Source organism: Streptomyces sp. NPDC033966 (assembly GCF_055575955.1).
In genome coordinates this window covers 398,691-424,648 of sequence record NZ_JBVIRQ010000006.1, presented here as the reverse complement: position 1 = coordinate 424,648, position 25,958 = coordinate 398,691, and the positions used below count along the sequence as shown (strand labels likewise).

Below are 25,958 nucleotides of genomic sequence, written 5' to 3'. Positions count from 1 at the left end.
CGGAACAGGCAGCGGATCACATCTCCACGGCCACCCCCTCGCGGGAGGACCTGCGGGCCGCCTCCAGCACCGCCAGGCAGCGCGCCGCCTCCTCGGCCGTGACCGGTGCCGGGCCGCCCGTGCGCAGGGCCTCCGCGACGGCGGCGTAGTACGCGGGGTAGTCGCCCGGGGCGGTGGGAACCGGGATTCCGCCGCCGGTCAAGGGGGACTCGCCGGAACCCAGCCGGCCCCACAGGTGCTCGGGCTCCTCGCCCCAGGGTTGGCCGTCGGGGCCGCCCGGACGGAAGCCCTCGCGCAGGGCGGCCTCCTGCGGGTCCAGGCCGTACTTGACGTAGCCGGCGCGCGAGCCGAGCACGCGGAACCGCGGGCCGAGCTGGGCGGCGGTCGCGCTGACGTAGAGGTGGGAGCGGACGCCGTTCGCATGCGTGATCGCGATGAACGTGTCGTCGTCGGCCTCGGCGGCCGGACGGCGCACGTCGGTCTCCGCGTAGACGCGTACCGCCGGGCCGAAGAGCACGAGCGCCTGGTCCACGACGTGGCTGCCGAGGTCGTACAGCAGGCCGCCGATCTCCTCCGGGGCTCCGGACTCCCGCCAGCCGCCCTTGAGCTGCGGGCGCCAGCGCTCGTAGCGGGACTCGAAGCGCTGTACCTCGCCGAGCTCGCCCTCGGCGAGGAGGCGGCGCAGGGTGAGGAAGTCGTTGTCCCAGCGGCGGTTCTGGAAGACGGAGAGGAAGGTCCCGGTGCGCTCCGCGAGTGCGGCCAGTCCGTACGCCTCGGCGGCGGTGGCGGCCAGCGGCTTGTCCACGACCACGGGGATGCCGGCGGTGAGGGCGGCGGTGGCGAAGGGGACGTGGGTCTTGTTGGGGGAGGCGACGACGACCAGGTCGGGGGCGTCCGGCCGCTGCCACAGCTCGTCGGCGGAGGCGGCGATGCGGACGTCGGGGTGGGCCTCGCGGGCCTGGGCCTGCCGGCCGGGGTCGGAGGTGACGACGGTGTCGAGGACGAGGCCCTCGGTCGCGGACACCAGCGGGGCGTGGAAGACGGAGCCGGCGAGTCCGTAGCCGATGAGCGCGACGCGCAGGGGGGTGGTGGGGGAGGTGGCGGTGGGGGAGGCGTTCATGGGACCACTTTGGCAACAGTGTTGCGTAAGTGCAAGGAGGGTGGACAATGGGCTGGTGAACAGGGGCAACGGGGATGGTGAGGGCGGTGGCGGTGGCGGTGGCGGTGGCGGCCGCGGTGTCGGGGTGAACCTGCCGGCGCTGCGCGGGCACAACGAGGCGCTGCTGCTCGACCTGCTGCGCGCCGCTGGTGCGCCGGGGCTGGGCCGCGCGGAGCTCGCCGCGCGTACGGGACTCACCCCGCAGGCCGTCAGCAAGATCACCGCCAGGCTCGCGGCGGAGGGGCTGGTGGCCGAGGCCGGCCGCGGCGCCTCCACCGGCGGCAAGCCGCGCACGCTGCTGCGGCTGGTGCCCGGGGCCCGGCACGCGGTCGGGGTGCACCTGGACCGCGACGAGCTGAGCGCGGTCCGCGTCGACCTGGCGGGCGGTGTCGTCGCGCGCTGGAGCGGGCCGCTGGACTTCGGGGCCGGTCCCGAACCGGTGGTGGAGTCGGTTGTACGAGCGGTCGCGCGGGTTTCCGCCGAAGCGGGGGCGGGGCCGCCGCTGCTCGGAGTGGGCGCCGCAGCGCCGGGCCCGCTGGACTGGCGCAGCGGGGTGCTCGGGAGGGTGACCGGGTTCCCGGACTGGGCGGGATACCCGTTGCGGGAGGTGCTGGCGGGGCGGCTGGGGCTGCCGGTGGTGCTGGACAAGGACACCAACGCCGGGGTCGCGGCGGGCGCCCCGGGCGGGCCCGGCTCGGGCACGACGGTGTACCTCCACGTCGGCACCGGACTCGGGGCCGGGCTGCGGCTCGACGGGGCGGTGCACCGCGGGGCGCGCTCGGCGGCGGGGGAGTTCGGCCACCAGGTGCTCCGGCTGGACGGGCCGCCGTGCCGGTGCGGGGGGCGCGGCTGCCTGGAGGCGCTCTGCCTGGCGGCGGTGGCCCGGGGCGACCTGGCGGAGGCGGCGCGGATCCTGGGGGAGGGGGCGGCGAACCTGGCCGCGCTGCTGGACGTGGACCGGATCCTGCTCGGTGGCCGGGTGGTGGACGCGGACCCGGAGCCCTTCGTGGCCGGGGTCCGCTCGGCGCTGGCGTCCCGCGTGCTGCTGGAGCACCCGCCGTCGGTCACACGTTCCCCGGCCGGGGTCGCGGAGGGCGCGGCGGCCCTGGTCCGGGGGCGGGTGTTCGGCTGGCGCTGACCCTTGCCCTTGCCCTTGCCCTGGCCGGGCGGGGTCGGGGGCGGGGCGTCCGGTGGTGCCCCGCGTCCCCCCGGGCCGTGTCGCGCCGGGCGCGTCGTGCCGGCCGTGCCGGGCCGTACCGCGCCGGGCGGGGCCGGTGCGGTGCGGCGGGGTGGGGGCCGCTGCGCGGGGCGAGGTCCCCTACCCGCCCTTCCACCGTTCCTCGGGGCTCCGCCCCGAACCCCGCGCCTCAAGCGCCGGCGGGGCTGGTTCGGGGGGCTCCGCCCCCAACCCCGTGCCCTAAGTGCTGGTGGGGGTGGGTCGGGGGCTGACCGGCCCCGTCCGGAGGAGGGCGGCTCGACTGGGCCCTGACCCGGCCCCGTTTGACCCCGGCCGCCGTTTGGGCGTAAACCGGCAGGGCTCGGGCGTGGGCTGCGGGCCCCGGGGTGGGGGGCCGTGGCAGGGTGCGAGCACGGGGGCGGGGTGATTGTCGCCTCGTCCGAACATCGTGCCGTCCGTTCATCGTTCCGCTCCTGGTTCCGTCCGTTCACCGTTCCGTCCGGCGAGCAGCAAAGGGTCTTCCATGCGACTGCGCAACGCCCGCAACGCCCTTGCCCTCGCCGCCCTGCTGCTCGCGCTCGGCGCGCCCACCGCCACCACCGCCACCGCGGTCACCGCCGACATCGGCAACGGCGGCGGCGCCCGCCCCGCCCCCGCGCTGCCCTCCCGCGCGCACGCCACCTGCGGCGACGGCAAGGCCACCGCGTTCCCCATCGGGGCGCGGATCCGGGGCGGTCCGGCGGTCTACCGGGCCGGTGCCGGGCCGCAGAGCTGGCTGCTGGACCTGACCAACACCACGAGCGGGACGTGCACCGCCATCCACCCCGTGGTCGTCTTCACCGACGCCGCCCGGGCCCTGCGCCCCGCCCACCTCCGAATGGAGTTCGAGGCGCCCGGCGGCCCCTACCCCGTCACCCTGGAGCGCTCCGACCGCGACGAGATCATCGCCGTGTTCGACGGCGGGAGCCGGTTCTGCGGCTTCTCCGTCCCGGCCGGGGGTTCGGCCACCGTCAAGGTGCGGCTGGCCTTCGCCCCCGACGCCCCCCTCGGCGAGGTCGTCGCCGACGCCGCGCTGGTCCAGCGCCAGGCCGACGACGGCGAGTGGGTCGGCGAAGCCGGCGGGTACCGCTTCTCGGTACAGGGGCCGCAGGACCCGGCCGAGGCGGGCTCGCTCGCGCACACCGGCCCCCGCGAGTGGGCCTACGGCGGCGCGGCCGTCGCCGCCCTCGCCGCCGGGGGCGGGCTGCTGCTCGGGGCCCGGCGGATCAAGGCGTCGGCCTAGGGTCCAGGCGTAGGGGTCTCCGCTGGGGAGTCGGCTTGGGAGTCTCCGCGAAGTGTCCCCCCCCGCGCTTCCCCCTGGCCGCCGCCGGGAGGTGCGCCCGGCCCGTCCACCTGCCCCGCGTACAGTCCGAGCGTGGAAGACCAGAACCCGCAGCCGCCCCACCGCCCCGGCTCGCCCGTCCGCTCCGGCATCCCCGAGCACGGCCGCATCCCCAAGTACTACGCCGTCAAGGCCCGCATCGCCGACCTCCTCGACGAGCTCGGCGAAGGCGGCCTGCTGCCCACCGAACGCGATCTCGCCGAGCGGTACGAGGTGGCCCGCGAGACCGTACGCCAGGCCCTGCGCGAGCTGCTGCTCGAAGGCCGGCTGCGCCGGTCCGGGCGCGGCACCGTGGTCGCCGGACCCAAGCTGGAGCAGCCCCTCTCCCTCGCCAGCTACACCGAGGGGGTGCGCCGCCAGGGCCGCCGCCCCGGCCGCAACCTCATCGGCCTGGAGCGCTTCCCCTGCCCGCCCGACCTCGCGCCCGGCATCGGCGCCGAAGCCGGCGAGCCCGTCTGGCACCTGGAGCGGGTGCTGCTCGCCGACGACGAGCGCGTCGGGCTGGAGAGCACGTACATCCGGGTCGCCCGCGTCCCCCACCTCGACGTCGATTTCCAGCCGGACTCCTCCTTCTACGGCTACCTCCACGACAGCCTCGGCATCTCCTTCGGTGACGCGGACGAGAAGCTGGAGACCGTCCTCGCCACCCCCCGCGAGGCCTTGCTGATCGGCACCCCGCCCGCGCTCCCGATGCTGCTCATCCACCGCTTCTCGCGGGACCGGGACGGCCGGCCGCTCGAACGGGTGCGTTCGCTCTACCGTGGCGACCGGTTCAGCTTCACGACCCACCTGCGGCCCGAGTAGCCCCCAGAGGTCCGGGCGAATCGCCGCCAACCGAACAAACCGAAACCATCAAAAATCACAGAACTGTAACGGGTCTAGTCCAAGTGTCGAGGGCTGTTCACTGCCCCGTCGCCCCCGCGATCCCCCCGGGTCACGGACCGTGCCGACCGTGGACGCCGTGAGAGTCATAGTCGTCGGAGGCGGCGTGGTCGGCACCATGCACGCCTGGCAAGCAGTCCAACGCGGCCACGAGGTCGTCCAGATCGAGCGCGAGGCCGAGGCGCGCGGCGCCTCACTGCGCAATTTCGGCCAGATCTGGGTCAGCGGCCGGGCCGGGGGCGAGGAGCTCGACACCGCCCTGCGCGCCCGCGAGCTCTGGGAGCGGATCGGCGCGGAGGTGCCCGGCCTGGGCTTCCGCGCGATCGGCTCCCTCACCCCCGTACGCAACGCCCGCGAGTACGCGGTCGCCGAGGCGGCCGCCGCCCGCCCCGACGCCGCCGCCCGCGGCTACGAACTGGTCACCGCCGCCCGGGCCCGCAAGCTCAACCCGGCCCTGCGCGGAGCCTTCGAGGCCGCCCTGTGGTGCGAGCGCGACGCGGCCGTCGAACCGCGCACCGCCCAGCTCCACCTCCGCGAGGCCCTCCACGCCTCCGGCCGCTACACCTTCGTCCCCGGCCGCGAGGTCCGCGACCTGGCCGGCCCCGGCGCCGTCCGCGACGACCACGGCGACGTCCACCGCGGCGACGCCGTCGTCCTCGCCACCGGCGCCTGGCTGTCCGGCCTGGTCCGCGAACTCGCCCCCGAACTGCCCGTCCGCCGCGTCCGGCTCCAGATGATGCAGACCGCCCCGCTCGGCGAGGCGCTCACCACCTCCGTCGCCGACGCCGACAGCTTCCGCTACTACCCCGCCTACCAGGGCGACGCCCTGGACGAGCTCAACGCCGCCCAGGCGCAGACCCCCGTCGCCGCCGCCCACAAGATGCAGCTGCTGATGGTCCAGCGCCAGGACGGCGGACTGACCATCGGCGACACCCACGAGTACGAGCACCCCTTCGCGTTCGACACCCTCGAAGACCCCTACGACCACCTCACCCAGGTCGTCGAGTCCTTCCTGGGCCGCCCCCTGCCGAAGATCAGGCACCGCTGGGCGGGCGTGTACGCGCAGTGCACCGACACCACCCGCGTCGTCCACCGCCAGCAGGTGGCCGACGGCGTCTGGCTGGTGACCGGACCCGGCGGCCGCGGGATGACCTGCTCGCCCGCCATAGCCGAGACCACCGCGAACGAACTGGGCTGGTGAGCCACATGACCGCGACCCCCGCCGAAACCCCTGCCGCGACCCCCGCCGAAACCTCCGCCGACACCCCTGCCACGACCCCCGCCGACACCGGCCGCCGGCTGGTCGTCCTCGACATGGCCGGCACCACCGTCGCCGACGGCGGCCTCGTCGAGCGCGCCTTCGAGCACGCCGCCGCCCGCCTCGGCGTCGAACCGGGCACCCCCGTCCACGCCGAGAAGCTCCAGTACGTCCGCGACACGATGGGCGAGTCGAAGATCTCCGTCTTCCGCCACCTCTTCCGCACGGAGGAACGCGCCCGGCTCGCCAACTCCGCCTTCGAGGAGGCGTACGCGGAACTCGTCGACGGCGGCCTCGTCGCCCCCCTCCCCGGCGCCCGCGCCGCCATCGAGGAGCTCCGCGCCGCCGGCCACACCGTCGCCCTGACCACCGGCTTCGCCCGCGTCACCCAGGACGCCATCCTCGACGCCCTCGGCTGGCGGGACCTCGCCGACCTCACCCTGTGCCCCGCCGACGCGGGCGGCCGCGGCCGCCCCTACCCGGACATGGTGCTGGCGGCGTTCCTGCGCACCGGCGCCGTGGCCGACGTACGCGAGACCGTCGTCGCCGGCGACACGGCGTACGACATGCTCAGCGGCCGCCGCGCCGGCGCCGGCACCGTCGCCGGGGTCCTCACCGGCGCCCACGACGGCGCCACCCTGACCGGGCACGGCGCGACCCACGTCCTCGCCTCCGTCGCCGAACTCCCCGCGCTCCTCACGGGGTCGTCGTGAGCGGCATCCGCTTCGACTCCGTCTCGGTCGCCTACCACGGCACCACCGTCCTGGACTCCCTCGACCTGACCGTCGAACCCGGCGAGGTCATGGCCCTCCTCGGCCCCTCCGGTTCCGGCAAGACCACGGCCCTGCGGGCGGTCGCCGGCTTCGTCCGGCCCGCCTCCGGGCGGGTGCTGATCGGCGGCCGGGACGTCACCGCGCTCCCGCCGCACAAGCGCGGCATCGGAATGGTCGTCCAGCAGTACGCCCTCTTCCCGCACATGCGCGTCGAGGACAACGTCGCCTTCGGGCTCAGGGCGCAGAAGGCCCCCAGGGCCGAGATCCCCGCCCGTGTCGCCGAGGCCCTGGAGATGACGGGGATGGCCGCCTACGCCCGCCGCTACCCCCGCGAACTGTCCGGCGGCCAGCAGCAGCGCGTGGCCATCGCCCGGGCGCTCGCCATCCGTCCCGGCGTCCTCCTCCTGGACGAGCCCCTCTCCGCCCTCGACGCCCAGCTGCGCTCCGGGATGCTGGCGGAACTGGCCCGGCTGCACCGCGAACTGCCCGAGGTCTCCATCCTGTACGTCACCCACGACCAGGTCGAGGCGCTGACCCTGGCCGACCGGATCGCCGTCATGGACCGGGCCCGCCTCCAGGACTGCGGCACCCCGCAGCAGCTGTACCGGGCGCCGCGCACCGAGTTCACGGCTTCCTTCGTCGGCAACGCCAACCTGCTGCCGGTCACGGTGGCCGACGGCGGAGCGGTCTTCGCGGGCCGCCCGCTGGCCCTCGACGCCGGACGCGCGGCACCGGGCTCCACGGCCACCCTGTGCGTACGCCCGCACCTGCTCGGCCTCGGGGAGGGCCCGAACGCCCTGCGGGGGACGATCGCCGAGGTGCAGTGGCGCGGCTCGACGCACCGGCTGTACGTGGACGTGGGCGGGCACCGCGTGAAGGCGGACCTGCCCGAGCTGAGGGAGACCCCGGCGCTGGGCGACGAGGTGACCCTGCACTTCGAGCCGCGCGACGCGGTGCTCCTGGCGGCGGGGGTGTCCGATGGCTGAGACCGCCCCGCCAGTGCCGGCCGCCCCGGTGCGCGCCGTCGTACCGGAGCCGGTACCGGAGCCGGTGCCGGTGCCGGTGCCGCCCGGCTCCGGTGCCCGCCCCGCGACCCCGCGCGCCGTCTGGGCGCTGCCCCCGGTGGCGGTGCTCGCGCTGGTGTTCCTGTACCCCCTCGCGCTGGTCGTCCGGCAGTCCTTCACCCCCGAGAACGGCGGCGGCCCCCTGGACGCCTACTCCGCCGTCTTCGCCTCGAACGCCTTCCGCGAGGCCCTCGGCACCAGCGTCTGGCTGGCCGTCGGAGCCACCGCCGGCTGCCTCCTCCTCGGCTTCACCCTCGCCCTGGTCATCGCCTTCGTGCCGTTCCCCGGGGCCAGGGCCGTCGCCAAGTTCATCGACGTCTTCCTCTCCTTCCCCTCCTTCCTGATCACCCTCGCCCTGCTCTTCATCTACGGCACGGTCGGCATGGCCAACGGCGTCTGGACCGACGTCCTCGGCGTAGCCGACGGCCCCTTCCACTTCCTCACCACCCCCTGGGGCGTCCTCCTCGCGGAGATCACGTACTTCACCCCCTTCGTGATGCGCCCGCTGCTCGCCGCCTTCTCCCAGCTGGACACCGCTCAGCTGGAGGTCGCCGCGGGGCTCGGCGCCCGCCCCGCCCGGATCGTCCGGCAGGTGATCCTCCCCGAGGCCCTGCCCGCCCTGGCGGCCGGCGGCAGCCTCGTCCTCGTCATGTGCCTCAACGAGTTCGGGATCGTCCTGTTCACCGGGGCCAAGGACGTCACGACCCTGCCGATGCTCGTCTACGGCAAGGCGATCCTCGAATCCGACTACGCGGCCGCCTGCGTGGTCGCCGTCGTCAACATCGCTGTCTCCGTCGGCCTGTTCGGCCTCTACCGGGTGGTGGGCAAGCGTGCTGGTGCATAGCAAGGGCGGCCGCTGGGCCGCCTGGGGCCTGTTCGGCGTCCTCTTCCTGCCCCTCTTCGCCCTGCCCCTCCTCGTGGTGGTGGCCGCCTCCTTCGCCACCCACTGGTCCGGCGCCTTCCCCTCCGGCCCGACCACCGAGAACTACGCCGCCGCCGTCCGCGGGGAGTCCCTCCAGGCCCTGACCACCTCCCTGGTCACCGCCCTGGCCGCGAGCCTGCTCGCGCTCACCGTCGGCACCTGGGCCGCGCTGGCGGCCGCGTCCCTGGGCAGGCGCGGGAAGCGGTGCCTGGACGCCCTGTTCGTGCTGCCGGTCGCCGTGCCGTCCGTGGTCGTCGGCCTCGCCGTGCTCGTCGCCTTCAGCCGGCCGCCCGTCCTCCTCAACGGCACCGGTTCCATCGTCGTCCTGGCGCACGCGGTTCTCGTCACCGCGTTCGCCTATCAGTCGGTCTCCGCCGCCATCGTCCGTCTCGACCCCGCGTACGAGCAGGCCGCGGCCTCCCTCGGCGCCCGTCCCGGCTACGTGCTGTGGCGGGTCCGCCTCCCGCTCCTGCTGCCGTCCCTCACCGCGGCCGCGGGGCTCTGCTTCGCCCTGTCCATGGGCGAGCTGAGCGCCACGATGATGCTCTACCCCCCGGACTGGATGCCCCTGCCGGTCCGGATCTTCACCGCCACCGACCGCGGTTCGCTCTTCGGCGGCTCCGCCGTCGCCGTGGTCCTGATGGCCACCACCCTGCTGGTGCTGCTGGCGGTCTCCCGCGTCCGCACCCGCGCGTCCTACCGCTGATCACCCCCGGCTCTCCCCGTCCCCGCAGACTCCCTTTCCCCGTAAGGAAGTTCCATGACCGGCAAGCTCCCGCTCCGCACCGCCGCCGCCCTCACCGGCGGCCTCGCCCTCGCCGCCTCCCTGACCGCCTGCGGCGGCGGCTCCACCACGGCCGCCGACTCCAAGGACGGCGGTGGCGAGAAGGTGGTGACGGTCTACAGCGCCGACGGCCTCAAGAGCGACAAGGGCGACGGCTGGTACGACAAGGTCTTCGCCGAGTTCACCAGGAAGACCGGCATCGAGGTCAAGTACGTGGAGGGCGGCTCCGGCGAGATGGTGCAGCGCGCCGTCCGCGAGAAGACCAACACCCAGGCCGACGTGCTGATCACGCTGCCCCCCTTCATCCAGCAGGCCGACGGCAAGGGGCTGCTGCAGGCGTACGCCCCGCAGGGTTCCGACAAGGTCAACGGGGCCGACAAGGCCGCCGACGGCACGTGGACCTCCGTCGTCAACAACTACTTCGGCTTCGTCTACAACAAGAAGGAGCTCGGCCAGGCCCCCAGGACCTGGGAGGAGCTGCTCGACGCCAAGTACAAGGGCAAGCTCCAGTACTCCACCCCCGGCGTCGCGGGCGACGGCACGGCCGTCCTCATCAAGTCGATGCACGACTTCGGCGGCAAGGAGCCGGCGATGGAGTACCTGAAGAAGCTCCAGGCCAACAACGTCGGCCCGTCCTCCTCCACCAGCAAGCTGGCCCCGAAGACCGACAAGGGCGAGCTGCTCGTCGCCAACGGCGACGTGCAGATGAACTTCGCGCAGTCCAAGTCCATGCCCAACCTCGGCATCTGGTTCCCCGCCAAGGACGGCGGCAAGCCCACCACCTTCGCCCTGCCCTACGCCGCGGGCCTGGTCGCCAAGGCCCCGCACGCCGAAAACGGCAGGAAGCTCCTCGACTTCATGCTCGGCGAGGAGGCGCAGAAGCAGGTCAGCGAGATCGGCGGCGGCTTCCCGGCGCGCTCCGACGTCAAGCCGGCCGACGCCAACGCCATCGAACTCACCAAGCTGATGGCCGGGGTCGAGGTCTTCCAGCCGGACTGGTCCGACATCGACAAGAACCTCACCGCCCACGTCGACGCGTGGAAGTCCGCGACCGGAAGCTGAGCCTTAACCCCGCGGCCACCCGTGGCAGCAATAGTCACCAGTGCATAACGGGTCTGGACCGAAGGCCCTCCCTCCGGTCCGGACCCGCCGCACGTCCGCGTGCGGCCCCGCACGCCCCCGCTCGATCAGCCGCGCCTTCCCCGACGCTCCTGGAGGAGCACGTGTCCACTGTCCTGTCCGGACGCACCCTCGCCGTGGCCGCCACCGCCACCGCCCTGCTCGCCACCACCCTCGGCCTCGCCGCCACGGCCGCCGCCACCCCCAACCCCACCGACCCGGCCAAGGCGGCGGCCGAGGCCGCGGCCAAGGCGGCCGCCTCCGCCCCCGCCGCGGCGCAGACCGGCACCGACAAGGTCCTCGTCATCGGCCTCGACGGCGTCGTCCTCGACCGCGTCAAGGCCGCCAACGCACCCCACCTCAACGGCCTGATGGCCGAAGGCCTCACCGCCCGCAGCACCCTGTACGCGAACCCGATGGCCGCCACCTCCTCCGGTCCCGGCTGGTCCACCATCGCCACCGGTGTCTGGCCCGACAAGCACGGCGTGAAGGACAACTCCTTCACCGGCAAGAACTACGGCACCCACCCCGACTTCCTCACCCGTGCCGAGAACGCCAAGCCGTCCCTCAACACCTACGCGGCCGCCGACTGGGAGCCCCTCACCTCCACCGACCAGAACGGCCCGGTCTTCTCCGCCAAGGTCGACAAGCGGCTCTCCCTCAAGGGCGACCGCGACGGCTACGGCAACGAGGACCCGAAGATCGCCACCGCGGCCGCCGCCGAACTCCGCGACCAGAACCCGGACGCCGCCTTCGTCTACCTCGGCCAGGTCGACTCCGCAGGCCACTCCTACGGCGCCGCCAGCCAGCAGTACCTCGACGCCATCGGCCGCGTCGACACCCTGGTCGGGCAGCTCCTCACCGCCGTCAGGAACCGCCCCTCCTACGCCCAGGAGAACTGGAAGATCCTGGTCACCACCGACCACGGCCACACCGACGGCGGCGGCCACGGCGGCTCCACCATCCAGGAGCGCGGCACCTTCGTCATCGCCAAGGGCGCCGGCATCCCGGCCGGCTCCGTACGCGAGGACGTACGCCTCGTCGACGTCGCCGCGATCGCGCTCGCCCAGGTCGGCGTCGGCGTCACCGCGGCCGCCCTGGACGGCGTACCGCTGGACACCCCCGACAGCGACCCCTTCGACACCCTGCGCCCGAACCTCCAGGCCCGCGTGGACGAGACCGGGATCCCCGCCGCCACCAAGGGCTTCACGCACACCCCGCCCGCCGGCTGGTCCGTCGACAACTCGAAGATGGGCACCGGCGGAGTCACCGAATGGGCCGGCTGGGCCTTCGCCACCGACGAGTTCTGGAGCCAGGCGCAGCGCGACCAGTGGCGCGAGCTGAACGTCCGCTCCCGCGACGTGTTCGCCGTCGCCGACTCCGACGAGTGGGACGACAAGACCCACACCGGCACCTTCGACTCCACCCTGATCACCCCCAAGTGGGCGGTCACCGGAGGCACCACGCGCACCCTGGACTTCCAGACGCACTACCGCCACGAGGCCGGCCAGACCGCCCAGGTCCTCGTCTCGTACAACGGCGGCGCCCCGACGGTGGTCAAGACGTACACCGCCGACGCCGTCGCCAGGGCGGAGTCCCTCCAGCTCCAGATCCCATTGGGCGCCACCGACGTCCAGGTCCGCTTCCGCTACAGCGGAAGCAACAACTGGTACTGGACCGTGGACAACGTCCGCCTCGGCTAGGCCCTGTCCGGGCGATCTTCGCGGGCCCACGCCGCCCGGCACGGCACCTCGCCGCGTTGTCGGTCCGCGCAAGTACGTCCAGTACGAGCCGCGGCCCTCCGCCTTGCGATGCACCGCGCCGGACGACGTGTGCTGATCCACGAAGATCGCCCGGACAGGGCCTAGGGCCTGTCCGGCGGATCAGGGCCGGGGCCCTGGGCCGTCCGGGCCGTGGACGCCCCCGGCGTCCGCGGCCCGCGCCCGCTAGGGTGGTGGTACAGACCACAGACCCACAGGTCAGAGGCCACCAGAGCGGAGAGAAGTCAGTGGCGGAGCGCAAGCCGATCGAATCCTGGCTCACCGACATGGACGGGGTCCTCATCCACGAGGGCACCCCGATCCCCGGCGCGGACGCCTTCATCAAGCGGCTGCGCGAGTCCGGCAAGCCGTTCCTGGTGCTGACCAACAACTCCATCTACACGCCGCGCGACCTCCAGGCCCGGCTGAGCCGGATGGGTCTGGACGTGCCCGTCGAGAACATCTGGACCTCGGCGCTCGCCACCGCGAAGTTCCTCGACGACCAGCGCCCGGGCGGCACCGCGTACGTCATCGGCGAGGCGGGTCTGACCACCGCCCTGCACGACATCGGCTACATCCTGACGGACCACGAGCCCGACTACGTGGTCCTGGGCGAGACGCGGACCTACTCCTTCGAGGCCATGACCAAGGCCGTCCGGCTGATCAACGGCGGCGCCCGGTTCATCTGCACCAACCCCGACGAGACCGGCCCCTCCACCGAGGGCCCGCTCCCGGCGACGGGCGCGGTCGCCGCGCTGATCACCAAGGCGACCGGCAAGAAGCCGTACTTCGCCGGCAAGCCCAACCCGCTGATGATGCGTACGGGCCTCAACGCCATCGGCGCCCACTCCGAGACCAGCGCGATGATCGGCGACCGCATGGACACCGACGTGCTGGCCGGCCTGGAGGCGGGCATGCAGACCTTCCTCGTGCTGACCGGCCTGACCACGGTCGAAGACACCGAGAAGTTCCCGTACCGCCCCACCAAGACCGTCGACTCCATCGCCGATCTGGTCGACCTGGTCTAGGGGAGCCTCGCCGCGCGTTAGCGCGTACGGCTGACACGTACGGGCCAAGAGAGCGCCGCTCCGGATGCGGAGCGGCGCGCCGCGCGTGAATCTCCTTGTTGAGGAGGTTCACCATGCGCTGTTCTCTGATCGCTCTCCGTGTCGCAGGGGCCGCCGTCGCCCTGACGGCGTTCACCGCCGTGACCGCCCCCACCGCCCTCGCGAACGAGTGGGACCGCGGCGGCGTCTCGGCGGAACCGAACCCGGCCGGACCGGGAACCCACGTCAAGATCCGCGTCCGGGGCTGTGACGGTGACTGGGGTGTGGCCCGCTCGCCGGTCTTCGTGTCGGACGCCCGCCTCTCCTCGGGGCGCGGCGACGGCCGCACCCTCCACGGCGAGGCGAAGATCCACTCGCACGCCGACCCGGGCTGGCACGAGATCCGGATCAAGTGCGAGGGCGCCGACGGCCTGCGCGGCTCCATCGAGATCCGCCGCGACCACCACCGCCCCGATCCGCACCACTCACCGGTCTGGCCGGTCCACGCGGGCGGCGGCGGGATGTCCGCCGAGGTCGCCGGGGCGACCCGGCCGGCGGCGGCCGCGAAGAAGAACCACGGCGGCGACGGCCCCGGGCTGCCCCACACCGTGATCGGCGCCGTCCTCGCCGCCGCGGCCACCCTGGCGGTCGCCGGCCGGGCCATCACCCTGCGCCGCCGCCGCAACGGCGGATGAGCGAGCCCAGGGCCTCCGCCGGCGGCCGGCTGCTGACCTTCGCCGCCTGGACGGTGCTGGTGATGGGGCTGTGGCTGTGGGGCAAGGAGATCACCGGGGTCCCGCCCGCTCCGCCCGCCGGGCAGGCCGGCGGGCAGCTGGGGCCGGCCCTCCCGGCCGCGCGGGCCCCGCTGTCCGGGGCGATGCCCGCGCGGGTCGACGTACCGGACCTGGGCGTCCGGGCGCCGGTGATCGCGCGCGGCCTGGACGCGCAGGGGGCGATCGACCCGCCGCCGTACGAGCTCCCCGGCACGGTGGGCTGGTGGGGCGCGGGTCCGGCACCCGGTGCGGCGGGGGCCGCGCTGATGGTGGGACACGTGGACACGAAGTCCAAGCCGGCCGTGTTCTACGGCCTGAGCACGCTCAAGCCGGGCCACAAGATCCGCGTGGCGCGGGCGGACGCGACGGTCGCCGAGTTCACCGTGGAGGACGTACGCGTCTACGAGCGCGCGGGCTTCGACCCGCACAAGGCGTACGGGCCCCGGGTCGAGGGCCGCGCCGAACTGCGGCTCGTGACCTGCGGCGGGAACTACGACAAGGCGGCCGGGCAGTACTCGGCGAACGTCGTGGTCTCCGCCTACCTGACGGGGGTGGGCGAGGCCGCGGCCGCGGGCGCGGGCGCGACGGCAGCCTAGGCCGTCCGGGTCGTTCGGTCCGTCCGGGCCGGGAACGAAGAAGTCCCCCGCAGCTTTCGCTGCGGGGGACTTCTCCCGTCTGTGCGCCGCCAGGGACTCGAACCCCGGACCCGCTGATTAAGAGTCAGCTGCTCTAACCAACTGAGCTAGCGGCGCTTGCTGACAGGGAAAACTCTACCCCACCTGCCGTGGTGCTCGTGACCAGCCGCGCCCGCGTTGTCCGATTAACCCATGTTTGGGGGGTTTATCGTGCACGATATGTCTGGTCGAGCCGAATCTGATGCCCCGACAGATGCGTGCCCGGCCGACCAGTGGACGAGCAGGGGAGTGGACGGAACCGCATGACGATGCAGCCTCCGGTGCATGTGCAGATGCCGACGCCGATGACGATGCCGGTCTTCGAGGAGTTCGAGCCCGCCGGCGACTGCGTGTGCCTGGGGTGCGCGCAGCGGCGCCGCACCCTCGCGCGCGGGCGGGCCATAGCGCTCCGGGACGGCGGGCACCCGGCCGCGCGCGGGGCCCGCCGGGCGCTGGTGCTGGCGACCGCGGCCGGTGTGGTGCTGGGCGGCGGCGGGTCGGCGGCGCTGGCCGCGGCCGGGCCGGTGCCGGGCCCGGGGCCGGTGGCGCTGGACGACCGGAACGGTTCGGACGGTCCGGGCACCCCGCAGGGCGGCCGGGCCCCGCTGCACGGCCGCCCGGCCCCGGGGCCGCGTCCGCCGTCCTCGGCGCCGGGCCGGCCGGGCGCGCCGCCCGCGGTGCGGGCCGTCGACCGGGCCACGATCATCAACCGGGCGAAGATCTGGCTGGACGCCCAGGTCCCCTACAGCATGTCCGAGTACTGGTCGGACGGCTACCGGCAGGACTGCTCGGGGTACGTCTCCATGGTCTGGAACCTCGGTACGAACGAGTGGACCGGCAGCCTCGACACCTTCGCCACGAAGATCACGAAGGAGGAGCTGCTGCCGGGGGACATGCTGCTCTTCCACAACCCGGCGGACCCCAACAACGGCTCGCACGTCGTCATCTTCGGCGGCTGGGCCGACGAGACGCGCACGCACTACGTCGCGTACGAGCAGACCCGCCCGTACACGCGGAAGCTCGCCACGCCGTACGGGTACTGGAAGAACTCCGAGAAGTACATCCCGTACCGCTACAACGGCGTGACCACCGGGGTCCTCCCGGACGTGCCGGTGCCGGGCGCCCCGGCGGCGGGCACGGCGGTCTTCCCGGGAGCGGCGAAGTTCGGCCCGGGCGCGGACAACGAGTACGTCACCGAGCTGGCCAAGATGCTGATCGGGCGGGGCGCCCTGCGGTTCTACCCCAAGGGGCCGAGCTCGAAGTGGAGCGACGCCGACCGGCAGGCCACGCAGGCCTTCCAGCAGGCACAGGGCTGGACGGGCGCCGACGCCGACGGCATCCCCGGCGAGCACACCTGGCGGCTGCTGGTCCAGCGCCAGGGCAAGGACATCCCGCCGACGGGCCGGACGGGGCCGGGCGCGGCGAAACCGCCGAAGGCTCCGCCGGGGGCCCTGCCGGGTTCCGTAGGGGTGCCCGCCTATCCGGGGCTGCGGGTCTTCCGCCCGGGGCAGTCCCATCAGGCCGTACTCGCCCTCGGCCGCCGGCTGGTGCAGAAGGGCTTCGGCAAGCACTACACGTCCGGGCCGGGCACCCGCTGGAGCGAGGCCGACCGCCGCAGCGTCGAGGCCTTCCAGCGCGCCCAGGGCTGGCGCGGTTCCTCGGCCGACGGCTACCCGGGCCCGGAAACCTGGCGCCGGCTGTTCGCATGACGGAGGCAACGATGTACCCCACCCACACCACCTTCACCACGGGAACCTGCCGGATCCCCGCCTTCCCGCCTGCGGCGACGCTTCCGGACCCGGTCGCGGTGTACCGGGGCGCGTGGGCCCCGCCCCCCGCCCCGGCGCTGCCCGCCGCGCCCGCCCCGGCCGCGTCCGCCGCGTCCGCCCCGGCGGTGCCTGCCCCGGCGGTGCCCGCCGCGTCCGCCCCGGCGGTGCCTGCCCCGGCGGTGCCCGCCGCGTCCGCCCCGGCGGTGCCTGCCCCGGCCGCGCCTGTCTCGGCCGCGCCCGCCGCGCCTGTCTCGGCCGCGCCCGCCGAGCCTGTCCCGGTCGCGCCCGCCGAGCCTGTCCCGGCCGCGTCCGCCCCGGCGGTGCCCGTCCCGGCCGCGTCCGCCCCGACCGCGGCGCCGCGGGTGGCGGCCGCGGAGCCGGCCGGGCCGCGGCCCGTCGCCCCGGTGCGGCCGGCTCCGCGCCCGGCCGACCCCGTGCCGCAGGCGCAGCAGGCCCCCGCCGCCCGGGCGGGGGAGCCCACCGCCCCGGCGCCGGCCCCGGTTCCGGCCGCCACCGCCGTCCGGGCGTGGGCGCCGCAGCCGGCTCCCGCCGGGCACCCCGCCGACCCGGTGGGCCCGGCGTCCGCCGCCTGGGCGGCGCACCCGGCGCCGGGAGCGGGCCGGGCGGCAGCGCCCGCCGGGCACCCCGCGCCCGGACCGCAGCCGCTGACGGCGGCCCGGCCCGCGGCCCCTGCACCGGCCCCGGCCCCGGTGCGGGAGGCCGCGCCCGCCCGGGCGTGGGCGCCGGAGCCGGCCCCCGCCGGACACCCCGCCGGCCCGGCCGGGCCGGCGCCGGAGCCGGCCGCGCGGGACGCGCACCCCGCCGAGGCGGCGGCGGCCCAGCCGTTCGGAGCCACCCGGTTCGGGTCGGGGGTCGCAGCCGCCCACCCGGTCCGCCCGGAGCCGGCGGCCCCCGCCGTCTGCGCCCCGGCCCCGCGCGCCGCCGAGCGGGCCGGGGCGGCCCCGGCCCCCGTGGGGGCCTCGGCGTACCCGGCCCACCCGTACCCCGCCGCCCCGGAACCGCCCGCGCCGCCCGCCGAACCGGCCGTGCCCGTACCGGCCCCCGCCCGGGTGCCGGAGCCGGAGGCGGCCACCCCGGAACCGGCCCCGGCCCCCGCCGCGGGAGACCCGCCCGCCTGGGGTGACGTGCCCGCCGCCCGGAGCCAGGCCGACGCCGAGGCCCCGGCCGGGATCCCGCACCCCGCCCACGAGCCCCCGTCCGGCGTGCCCGGACCCGGGCCCGCCGAGATTGCCGCGCGGGCCGTCGCGCGCGGGATGCGCACCGAGGACCCCGCCCCGCGCGACGGCCTCCCCCGCCCCCCGCGCGGCAGCGGCAGCGCCGTCACGGACGTACCGCTGCACATCCCGTTCCGCCCGCAGCCCCAGCAGCGGCCCCCCGCCGCCCCGGCTCCCGCCGCCCGCGCCCCGAAGAAGCCGCCGGCCGGCCGCCGCGTCCCCCGCGGTGACGACCGGCTCCGGGAGCACCGCGGGCCCGTGCTGCCCGGCTGGATCGCGGTGGCGGTCGGCGGCCTCGCCCTCCTCGGCTGCGCGTCCGTGCTGTGGCGGGCCGGGGCGGTCCCCGCCACCGTGGTCGCCGCCTTCGGGGCCCCGCCCCGCGCCTATCACGGGCTGCGCGCCGCGCACTGGCCCCCGCTCGCCCTCCTCGGCATCGTCACCCTCCTCGCGCTCGGCGGCCTCGGCCGGGCCAAGGCGGGCCACGCCTGGGTGCTCACCCTCTTCGGCCGCTACCGCGGCACGGTCCGGCGTACCGGCCTGACCTGGATCAGCCCCCTCCTGCTGCGCCAGCGGGTCGACGTACGGCTGCGCCACTGGCGCAGCGAGCCGATGGCCGCCGTGGACTCCGGCGGGCTCGCCCTCCAGGTGGTCGTGCAGGTCGTCTGGCAGGTCAAGGACACGGCCAGGGCCACCCTCGCCGTCGAGGACCACATCGACTACCTGGCCGAGCAGGTCGAGTCGGCCATGGCCAGGGTGCTGTCCCAGCTGCCCGCCGACGCCTTCCACGAGGACGCCCCGACCCTGCGCGACGCCGAGGCCGTCGGTGACGCGCTGACCCGGATGGTGGCGGCCGAAACCGAGGCGGTGGGGATCGAGGTGTTCTCGGCCCAGCCGACCCGGATCGAGTACGCCCCGGAGGTCGCGGAGGCCATGCGCCGCCGACGGGTCGCGGCGATCGACGCCAAGCACCGGGACACGGTGCTGACCTCGGTGGTCGACGCCGTGGACGACACCGTCCACCGGCTGACCTCGCGCGGGATCGTGGAGCTGGACGACTACGAGCGCAAGGCCCTGGTGAAGGACCTCACCGTCGCCTTCTACACCGGGCGGTCCGACCAGTAGCGGTGGTCACGGGGGTTCCACGCGCGGACGGGTGGCCGGTAATGACCGGACCACCCGTTTTCGCATTGGTATAGACATGGCCAACTCCCGTCAATACTGTGGGACTTGGTCTAGACCTAGTACCTGCTGCTTCGAGTCGTCACCCCACCGATCCGCCAGGGTCGATCCCCACGCGCGCGCACGCCCTCGCCAGCATCCCCCCCCACGCCCAAGGAGCACCATGCGTTCCTTCCGCATGCCCCCGTGGCCCTCGCGCCCCGCACGCCCCGCACGCCCCTCCCGCACCTCGCGCCCCGTGCGCGTCGGCGCGGCCGCGACGGTCGGCCTCGGTCTCCTCGCCGGTGCCACCCTGCTCGGCGCCCCCAACGCCAGCGGCCACGGCTACACCGACACCCCCATCAGCCGGCAGAAGCTCTGCGCCAACAGGACGGTCTCCGACTGCGGCCCCATCCAGTGGGAGCCGCAGAGCGTCGAGGGCTACAAGGGCTTCCCCGCGGCCGGCCCCGCCGACGGCAGGATATGCGCCGGCGGCCACGCCGAGTTCGCCCAGCTCGACGACCCGCGCGGCGGCAACTGGCCCGCCACCAGGGTGAACTCCGGCCAGCCCTTCGACTTCCGCTGGCAGTTCACCGCCAACCACTCCACCACCGACTTCAAGTACTACGTCACCAAGGACGGCTGGGACCCGGCCAAGCCCCTCACCCGGGCCTCCCTCGACCCGCAGCCCTTCCTCGTCGTGCCCTACAACGGCGGCCGCCCGGACATGACCACCGTCCACCGCGGCTCCATGCCGGCCGGCAAGACGGGGCGGCACATGATCCTGGCCGTCTGGACCGTCAACGACACCCCGATGGCCTTCTACGCCTGCTCCGACGTTCAGTTCTGACGGAACGTCAGCTAACCTCCGGCGGCATGCGGACCACGACAGCACCCGATGCCGCCGAGACCGTCGCGGAGCTCATCACCCGCCAGTGGGGCGACCACCGGCCGGGGCTGATGTACGGGGCCGGCGCGGCCGACAGCGCCGGGCCCACCGTCCTCAGCCGCCACCGGACCGCACGGGAGGCCGCCGCCCGCGCCGCGCTCCTCACCGACCTGCTGCCACCGGGCGCGGAGCCGCACCTGGGGGTGCTGCTCGACAACATCCCCGAGTTCCCCTTCTGGCTCGGCGCGGCGGCCCTCGCGGGGGCCGCCGTCGCCGGGATCAACCCCACCCGGCGCGGCCCCGAGCTGGCCCGCGACATCCTGCACACCGACTGCCGCCTCCTGGTCACCGAGCCCGCCCACCTGCCGCTGCTGCGCGGCCTCGACCTGCCCGGCGTACGCATACTCGTCACCGGCACGGAGGAGTACGGGGCCCTGCTCGCCCCGTACGCCGCCGCGAAGCCCGGCGAGGCCCGCGTCCGCCCCGGCGGCCCCCGGCCGGACACCCGAATGCTGCTCTACTTCACCTCCGGATCCACCGGGGCCCCCAAGGCCGCCGTCTGCAGCCAGGGCCGCCTCGCCGCCGCCGGGGGGTCGCTCGCCCGGCACCTCTCGGTCACCCCCGACGACGTCCACTACATCTGCATGCCGCTCTTCCACGGCAACGCCGTCATCGCCGACTGGCTGCCCGCCCTCTCCGCCGGCGCCCCGGTCGCGCTGCGCCGCCGCTTCTCGGCCTCCGCTTTCCTGGACGACGTACGGGCCTACGGGGCGACGTACTTCACCTACGTCGGCCGGGCCGTCCAGTACCTGCTGGCCACCGAGCCCCGCCCCGACGACCGCGAGCACCGGCTGCGCCTCGGCTTCGGCACCGAGGCGGGCGCGGTCGACGCGGCCCGCTTCGCCGACCGCTTCGGGGTCCGGCTCGTCGAGGGGTACGGGGCCACGGAGGGCGGCGCCTCCGTCCAGCGCGGCCCCGGCACCCCGGCGGGCGCGCTGGGCCGGGCCGCCCCGGGGGACGACCTGGCCGTCGTCGACCCGGAGACGGGCCGCGAGTGCCCGCCGGCACGGCTGGACGCGGGGGGCCGGCTGCTCAACGGGGAGGAGGCCATCGGCGAGCTCGTCAACCGGGGCCGCAGCCTCTTCGAGGGCTACTGGCGCAACCCCGGCGCCGAGGCGGCCCGCACCCGGGGAGGCTGGTACTGGACCGGCGACCTGTTCTTCCGCGATCCCGAGGGCTTCCTCTACTTCGCCGGCCGCACCGACGACCGGCTGCGCGTCGACAGCGAGAACCTGGCCGCCGCGGTGATCGAGAACGTCCTGGCCCGCTGGGATGCGGCGGCCGCGGTCGCCGTGTACGCGGTGCCGGACGAGGTGGCGGGGGACCAGGTGATGGCCGCCGTGGCCCTGCGGGAGGGCGCCGCCTTCGACCCGGAGGCCTTCGCCGCCTTCCTGGCGGCGCAGCCGGACCTCGGTACGAAGATGGCCCCGCGCTACGTCCGGATCCTGGACGAGCTGCCCGTCACGGCCACGAACAAGATCCACCGGGTGGCCCTGCGCAGGGCCGGCTTCCGCGGGCCGGGCCCGGTCTGGCACCGGACCCGCGGCGCCTACCGCCCGCTCGGCGGGGAGGACCTGGCCGCGCTGCTGTCCGTGTACGAGGCGCAGGGCCGCAAGGAGCTGCTGGACCGCTGATGGGGCCGCCGAGGGGACGCCGGGCGGCGCCCCGGTAATGGTTTGGAGCACCCCTGGGGAGCGGGTAGTATTTTCTCTGTCAGCAGGCGCCGCTAGCTCAGTTGGTTAGAGCAGCTGACTCTTAATCAGCGGGTCCGGGGTTCGAGTCCCTGGCGGCGCACCTGTCCTTCGGGCGGTTTCCGGTTCACCGGGAACCGCCCGAAGTGTTTTCCGGGCCCTCCCGCCCGGGCCGTGGCGCCCGCTCCCGCCCGCTCCGGGCGTTCCGCGCGGGCCGTCAGAGCGTGAGCGACAGCAGCAGCGGCGCGGCCTTGCGGTTCAGGGTGTCGGCGGCGGCGCGCAGCCGGTGGGCGTGCTCGACCGGCATGGACAGGGCGAGACAGCCCACCGCGGCGCCGGCCGTGATCGGGACGGCCGCGCAGACGGTGCCCACCGCGTACTCCTGGAGGTCCAGGACGGGGACGGTGGCCGGCTGGGCGTCCAGCTTGGAGAACAGGATCCGCTCGTTCACGATCGTCTTCGACGTCAGGCGGGCGATCTTGTGCCGGGACAGGTGGTCGCGCCGCCCGTTCAGGTCGAGCTGGGTCAGCAGGCACTTGCCGACCGCGCTGGCGTGGGCCGCCGAGCGGAAGTCGACCCACTCGTGGACCTTGGGCGTGCGCGGGCTGTCCGCGAACTGGGTGATACGGACCTCGCCGTCCACGTAGCGGCTGATGTAGACGGCCGCGCCGACCGAGTCCCGCAGTTTGTCGAGGGTGTCCTGGAGCTTCTCCTGGAGGGCCTGCTGCCGGTCCGTGCCGGAGCCGAGCAGGACGAGGGAGTCCCCTATGGCGTAGGCGCCGTCGGAGACCTGGAGCACGTAGCCCTCGCGCCGCAGCATGAGGAGCATCGGGGCGAGATGGACCGCGGGCAGGCCGGTTTCACGCGCGATCTGCACGTCGGTCACACCGCCGGTGTGCCGCGAGATCGTTTCGAGTACGCGCAGGGCGTACTGCACCGAGTGGAACGGCGCGGTCGGCTCGGGCTTCAGCGCCACGGTTTCCCCCTACCAGGTTGTTACCGCTTGCTCTACCACGATAGCCATCAAGAGGCCCACGTGGAGCGTGTGTTGAGGAGATTGATGGCTTAATCAAGTCTCCCTGCCTGGGCCTACTCGGCTGGCATATGCCACAGGCATGGGCATGCCCCGGTCTGCCGGGAATGCCCGGCGAGCACATCCCGTTCGACTTCTTCGTACGAACGCCGTACGAGGCGTACGGGGCGCCACGGGCGCACGAGCGGAACGGGACGGGAGCGACGATGAGCGACACCGGGGACACGGGCCGGCGCACGGGCGGGCAGCCGGAGGATGCCCCTCCGCAAGGGGGGCCGGTCCAGGACCCGATCCGCGGGACCGCCCGCGGCGAGGCACCCGTGCCGCTGTCGGTGCTCGACCTGGTCACCGTCGGCAGCGGCTCCACCGCCCACGAGTCCCTGCGCACCAGCGTGAAGATCGCCCGGCAGGCCGAGTCCCGCGGCTACCACCGCCACTGGGTCGCCGAGCACCACTCCATGCCCGGGGTCGCGAGCTCCTCCCCGGCCGTGATCCTCGCGCACCTCGCCGCGTACACCTCCCGACTCCGCCTCGGCTCGGGCGGGGTGATGCTGCCCAACCACGCCCCGCTGGCCGTGGCCGAGCAGTTCGGCACCCTGGAGGCCCTGGCCCCGGGCCGGATCGACCTCGGGCTCGGCCGGGCACCGGGCACCGACCCCCGGACGGCGGCCGCGCTGCGCGGCCCCGGGCGGCTGGACGAGGCGGCGGACGAGTTCCCCCGGCGGCTCGCGGAGCTGACCCGCTTCCTCGACGACGACTTCCCCGACGGGCACCCGTACTCCCGCGTGCACGCCGTGCCCGGCCCGGTGCAGGGGCCCGCCGCCCGCCCGCCGCTCTGGCTGCTGGGCTCCTCCGGCTTCAGCGCCCGGCTCGCGGGGGAGCTGGGCCTGCCCTTCGCGTACGCCCACCACTTCTCCGCGGCCGGCACCCTGCCCGCGCTGGAGCTGTACCGCGAGAGCTTCCGCCCCTCCGCGGTGCTGGACGCCCCGTACGCCCTCATCGGGGTGTCGGCGCTGGCCGCCGACACCGGGGCCGAGGCCCGCGCGCAGGCGCTCACCGGCGCGCTGTCGATGCTCCGGCTCCGCAGCGGCCGGCCCGGGCTGGTCCCGACACCCGAGGAGGCGGCGGCGTACGACTTCTCGCCCCTGGAGCGGGAGTTCGTGGACAGCTGGTTGTCCAACATCGTCCACGGCACCGCCGACGAGGTCCGCGCCGGGCTCGACGCCCTGGTGGCGCGGACGGGCGCCGACGAGCTGATGCTGACCGCGAGCGCCCACGGCGGAGCCGCCCGCATCCGCTCCTACGGGCTCGTTGCCAATGCGTACGGGATGCCGACGGAGCCCTTGACCGTGAACTGAGCGGGGCCGGATCCGCGAAGAACGGCGTTTGGCTGGTTTGTTGCCGAAAGCTTGCCGGAGCATGACCTAACGGAGCCTTAAACCGCTCGTCACCCGGGGTGGCGGGCGGTTCTTCGTGTGCGCCCAGGTCTCTGACTAGGGCATTTGGGCGCTGAATGGTCTAGTCCTTCTTTGGTCCAAACCATTGACTGGGGCGGCGGGTGATCGCTATCACTTCTCTCACCTACAGCTGATGCCCTCCCCTCCCACCCCCACGGAGGCAGTTCATGCACATCCGTAAACCCCTCATCGCGGCCGCCGCCACGGCCGCGCTGGCAGCCGGAGCGCTGGCCACCTTCGCGGGACTCGGCACCGCGCAGGCCGCCGACGCCTCCACCACCGCCGCGGCCGGCGGCGTCCGGATCGCCTATTACGACCAGTGGAGCGTGTACGGCAACGCGTTCTACCCCAAGCACCTCGACACCCGGGGCATAGCGGGGAAGCTGGACGTCATCAACTACTCGTTCGGCAACATCCACCCCACCGACCTCACCTGTTTCGAGGCGAACAAGGCGGCGGGCGACGACAACAACCCCAACGCGGGTGACGGCGCGGGCGACTCGTACGCCGATTACCAGAAGTCCTTCAGCGCGGCCGACAGCGTCAGCGGCGTCGCCGACAAGTGGGACCAGCCGATCGTGGGCGTCTTCAACCAGTTCAAGCAGCTGAAGGCCAAGTACCCCCACCTGAAGATCAACATCTCGCTCGGCGGCTGGACGTACTCGAAGTACTTCAGCGACGCGGCCAAGACCGACGCCTCCCGCAAGAAGCTGGTCTCCTCCTGCATCGACCAGTACATCAAGGGCAACCTGCCCAAGGCCGACGGCTACGGCGGCCCCGGCGCGGCGGCCGGGATCTTCGACGGCATCGACATCGACTGGGAGTACCCGGGCTCGTCCGGCGGCCACCTCGGCAACCACTACGCCCCCGAGGACAAGCAGAACTTCACCCTCCTGCTCAAGGAGTTCCGCGAGCAGCTCGACGCCTACGGCCAGGCCAACGGCGGCAAGAAGTACCTGCTGACCTCGGCCCTCCCGGCCGGCCAGGACAAGATCAAGTACATCGAGACGGACAAGATCGGCGCGTACCTCGACTACGCGAACATCATGACGTACGACATGCACGGCGCCTGGGACGGCGACGGGCCGACGTACCACCAGTCCCCGCTGTACTCCGGCACCGACGACCCGACCGACCCGATCGCCCCGGGCACCCAGAAGTACAGCATCGACAACGCCATCGACTCCTGGATCGACGGCAACCCCGCCTACGGCATCACCGGCGGCTTCCCCGCCAACAAGCTGACCCTGGGCTACGAGTTCTACTACCGCGGCTGGAAGGGCGTCCCCGCCGGTACGGCGGGCGGCCTCGCCCAGCCCGCCACCGGCGCCTCCGGCGCCCGGCCCACCAGCCAGCAGGCCGGCATCGCCAACTACAAGGAGCTCGGCGGCATCGTCGACAACCCGGCGACGACCTACTGGGACGACCAGGCCAAGGCCTCCTACTTCTACAAGGACGGCGAGTTCTTCACCGGCCTGAACCAGAAGTCGATCCAGGCCCGGGTCGACTACGGCAAGCAGCGCGGCCTGGCCGGCGCGATGATGTACTCCCTGCTCGGCCTGGACAACAACACCACGCTGCTGAACCAGATCTCGGACGCCCTCGGCGGGACCACCGTGCCGCCGACCACCCCGCCGACGACGCCTCCCACCACTCCGCCCACGACGCCGCCGACGACGCCCCCGACCACAGGCTGCGGCAACGTCCCGGCCTACGTCGCGGGCACGGTCTACACCGCCGGCAACGAGGTCTCGCACAACGGCCGCAAGTACAGGGCCCAGTGGTGGACGCAGAACGAGGTGCCCGGCACCACCGGTGAATGGGGTGTCTGGAAGGACCTCGGCGCCTGCTGATCTCCCCCCACCCCGCGCCGAGCGCCGGACCGCCCCGCCCC

Annotated in this window: 21 protein-coding genes and 2 tRNA genes; 20 read left to right on the top strand and 3 right to left on the bottom strand. The window is 74.2% G+C overall.

The genetic code is table 11. The features are described from left to right. Nucleotides 1-16: 16 nt before the first annotated feature. On the bottom strand, nt 17-1,120 hold the full coding sequence (locus ACZ518_RS20105) for a Gfo/Idh/MocA family oxidoreductase (RefSeq protein ID WP_469114321.1): 1,104 nt from the start codon (nt 1,118-1,120) through the stop codon (nt 17-19). 55 nt (nt 1,121-1,175) lie between these two features. Between ACZ518_RS20105 and ACZ518_RS20100 the strand changes: the two genes are divergently transcribed. The 13 genes from ACZ518_RS20100 to ACZ518_RS20040 all read left to right on the top strand — a co-directional run bounded on the left by ACZ518_RS20100 (nt 1,176) and on the right by ACZ518_RS20040 (nt 14,694). Then, a complete protein-coding gene (locus ACZ518_RS20100; protein WP_469114320.1) occupies nt 1,176-2,297 on the top strand; it encodes an ROK family transcriptional regulator in 1,122 nt (373 codons plus the stop codon). A 562-nt stretch (nt 2,298-2,859) separates the two neighbouring features. Further along, nucleotides 2,860-3,618 carry a hypothetical protein gene (locus tag ACZ518_RS20095; RefSeq protein ID WP_469114319.1) on the top strand — a complete coding sequence of 253 codons (759 nt, stop codon included), beginning with the start codon at nt 2,860-2,862 and terminating at the stop codon, nt 3,616-3,618. 132 nt (nt 3,619-3,750) lie between these two features. Continuing rightward, entirely contained in the window at nt 3,751-4,521 is a 771-nt protein-coding gene (locus ACZ518_RS20090; RefSeq protein WP_469114318.1) for a GntR family transcriptional regulator, read from the top strand. Nucleotides 4,522-4,678: 157 nt separating this feature from the next. Further along, nucleotides 4,679-5,800 (top strand): TIGR03364 family FAD-dependent oxidoreductase, encoded by a 1,122-nt coding sequence (locus ACZ518_RS20085; protein ID WP_469114460.1) that lies wholly within the window; start codon nt 4,679-4,681, stop codon nt 5,798-5,800. 113 nt (nt 5,801-5,913) lie between these two features. Further along, on the top strand, nt 5,914-6,570 hold the full coding sequence (locus tag ACZ518_RS20080; protein ID WP_469114459.1) for an HAD family hydrolase: 657 nt from the start codon (nt 5,914-5,916) through the stop codon (nt 6,568-6,570). Beyond that, entirely contained in the window at nt 6,567-7,616 is a 1,050-nt protein-coding gene (locus tag ACZ518_RS20075) for an ABC transporter ATP-binding protein (protein ID WP_469114317.1), read from the top strand. Before ACZ518_RS20080 ends, ACZ518_RS20075 begins: the two co-directional genes overlap by 4 nt. Then, nucleotides 7,609-8,538, top strand: coding sequence for a 2-aminoethylphosphonate ABC transporter permease subunit (locus ACZ518_RS20070; RefSeq protein ID WP_469114316.1), 930 nt, complete (start codon nt 7,609-7,611; stop codon nt 8,536-8,538). The genes ACZ518_RS20075 and ACZ518_RS20070 overlap by 8 nt, the downstream gene beginning before the upstream one ends. Next, nucleotides 8,525-9,322 (top strand): ABC transporter permease, encoded by a 798-nt coding sequence (locus tag ACZ518_RS20065; RefSeq protein WP_469114315.1) that lies wholly within the window; start codon nt 8,525-8,527, stop codon nt 9,320-9,322. Before ACZ518_RS20070 ends, ACZ518_RS20065 begins: the two co-directional genes overlap by 14 nt. Nucleotides 9,323-9,376: 54 nt before the next feature. Next, on the top strand, nt 9,377-10,462 hold the full coding sequence (locus tag ACZ518_RS20060) for a 2-aminoethylphosphonate ABC transporter substrate-binding protein (protein ID WP_469114314.1): 1,086 nt from the start codon (nt 9,377-9,379) through the stop codon (nt 10,460-10,462). 161 nt (nt 10,463-10,623) lie between these two features. Continuing rightward, nucleotides 10,624-12,222, top strand: coding sequence for an alkaline phosphatase family protein (locus ACZ518_RS20055; protein WP_469114313.1), 1,599 nt, complete (start codon nt 10,624-10,626; stop codon nt 12,220-12,222). Between the two features lie 305 nt (nt 12,223-12,527). Beyond that, nucleotides 12,528-13,307, top strand: a complete 780-nt coding sequence (locus tag ACZ518_RS20050; RefSeq protein WP_468171910.1) for an HAD-IIA family hydrolase — start codon at nt 12,528-12,530, stop codon at nt 13,305-13,307. 113 nt (nt 13,308-13,420) lie between these two features. Continuing rightward, a complete protein-coding gene (locus ACZ518_RS20045; protein ID WP_469114312.1) occupies nt 13,421-14,020 on the top strand; it encodes a hypothetical protein in 600 nt (199 codons plus the stop codon). Then, nucleotides 14,017-14,694, top strand: coding sequence for a class F sortase (locus ACZ518_RS20040; protein ID WP_469114311.1), 678 nt, complete (start codon nt 14,017-14,019; stop codon nt 14,692-14,694). The genes ACZ518_RS20045 and ACZ518_RS20040 overlap by 4 nt, the downstream gene beginning before the upstream one ends. Before the next feature lie 82 nt (nt 14,695-14,776). On the opposite strand, the gene ACZ518_RS20035 is transcribed toward ACZ518_RS20040, so the two are convergent. Then, nucleotides 14,777-14,850, bottom strand: a tRNA-Lys gene (locus tag ACZ518_RS20035). A 227-nt stretch (nt 14,851-15,077) separates the two neighbouring features. Between ACZ518_RS20035 and ACZ518_RS20030 the strand changes: the two genes are divergently transcribed. The 5 genes from ACZ518_RS20030 to ACZ518_RS20010 all read left to right on the top strand — a co-directional run bounded on the left by ACZ518_RS20030 (nt 15,078) and on the right by ACZ518_RS20010 (nt 21,677). Then, nucleotides 15,078-16,481, top strand: coding sequence for a peptidoglycan-binding protein (locus ACZ518_RS20030; RefSeq protein WP_469114458.1), 1,404 nt, complete (start codon nt 15,078-15,080; stop codon nt 16,479-16,481). 11 nt (nt 16,482-16,492) lie between these two features. Continuing rightward, on the top strand, nt 16,493-18,898 hold the full coding sequence (locus ACZ518_RS20025) for an SPFH domain-containing protein (RefSeq protein WP_469114310.1): 2,406 nt from the start codon (nt 16,493-16,495) through the stop codon (nt 18,896-18,898). Between the two features lie 295 nt (nt 18,899-19,193). Next, complete coding sequence (locus ACZ518_RS20020; RefSeq protein WP_469114457.1) at nt 19,194-19,784, top strand: lytic polysaccharide monooxygenase auxiliary activity family 9 protein; 591 nt, start codon at nt 19,194-19,196, stop codon at nt 19,782-19,784. Between the two features lie 26 nt (nt 19,785-19,810). Next, nucleotides 19,811-21,517: an AMP-binding protein gene (locus ACZ518_RS20015; protein ID WP_469114309.1), complete on the top strand. Its 1,707-nt coding sequence runs from the start codon at nt 19,811-19,813 to the stop codon at nt 21,515-21,517. Nucleotides 21,518-21,603: 86 nt separating this feature from the next. After that, nucleotides 21,604-21,677 (top strand) — tRNA-Lys (locus ACZ518_RS20010). 114 nt (nt 21,678-21,791) lie between these two features. Here the strand turns inward: ACZ518_RS20010 and ACZ518_RS20005 are convergent. Next, a complete protein-coding gene (locus tag ACZ518_RS20005; protein WP_469114308.1) occupies nt 21,792-22,550 on the bottom strand; it encodes an IclR family transcriptional regulator in 759 nt (252 codons plus the stop codon). Between the two features lie 263 nt (nt 22,551-22,813). On the opposite strand from ACZ518_RS20005, the gene ACZ518_RS20000 reads away from it, so the two are divergent. Beyond that, entirely contained in the window at nt 22,814-23,965 is a 1,152-nt protein-coding gene (locus ACZ518_RS20000; protein WP_469114307.1) for an LLM class flavin-dependent oxidoreductase, read from the top strand. Nucleotides 23,966-24,231: 266 nt separating this feature from the next. After that, nucleotides 24,232-25,917: a glycosyl hydrolase family 18 protein gene (locus ACZ518_RS19995; protein WP_469114306.1), complete on the top strand. Its 1,686-nt coding sequence runs from the start codon at nt 24,232-24,234 to the stop codon at nt 25,915-25,917. The last annotated feature ends 41 nt before the right edge of the window (nt 25,918-25,958 follow it).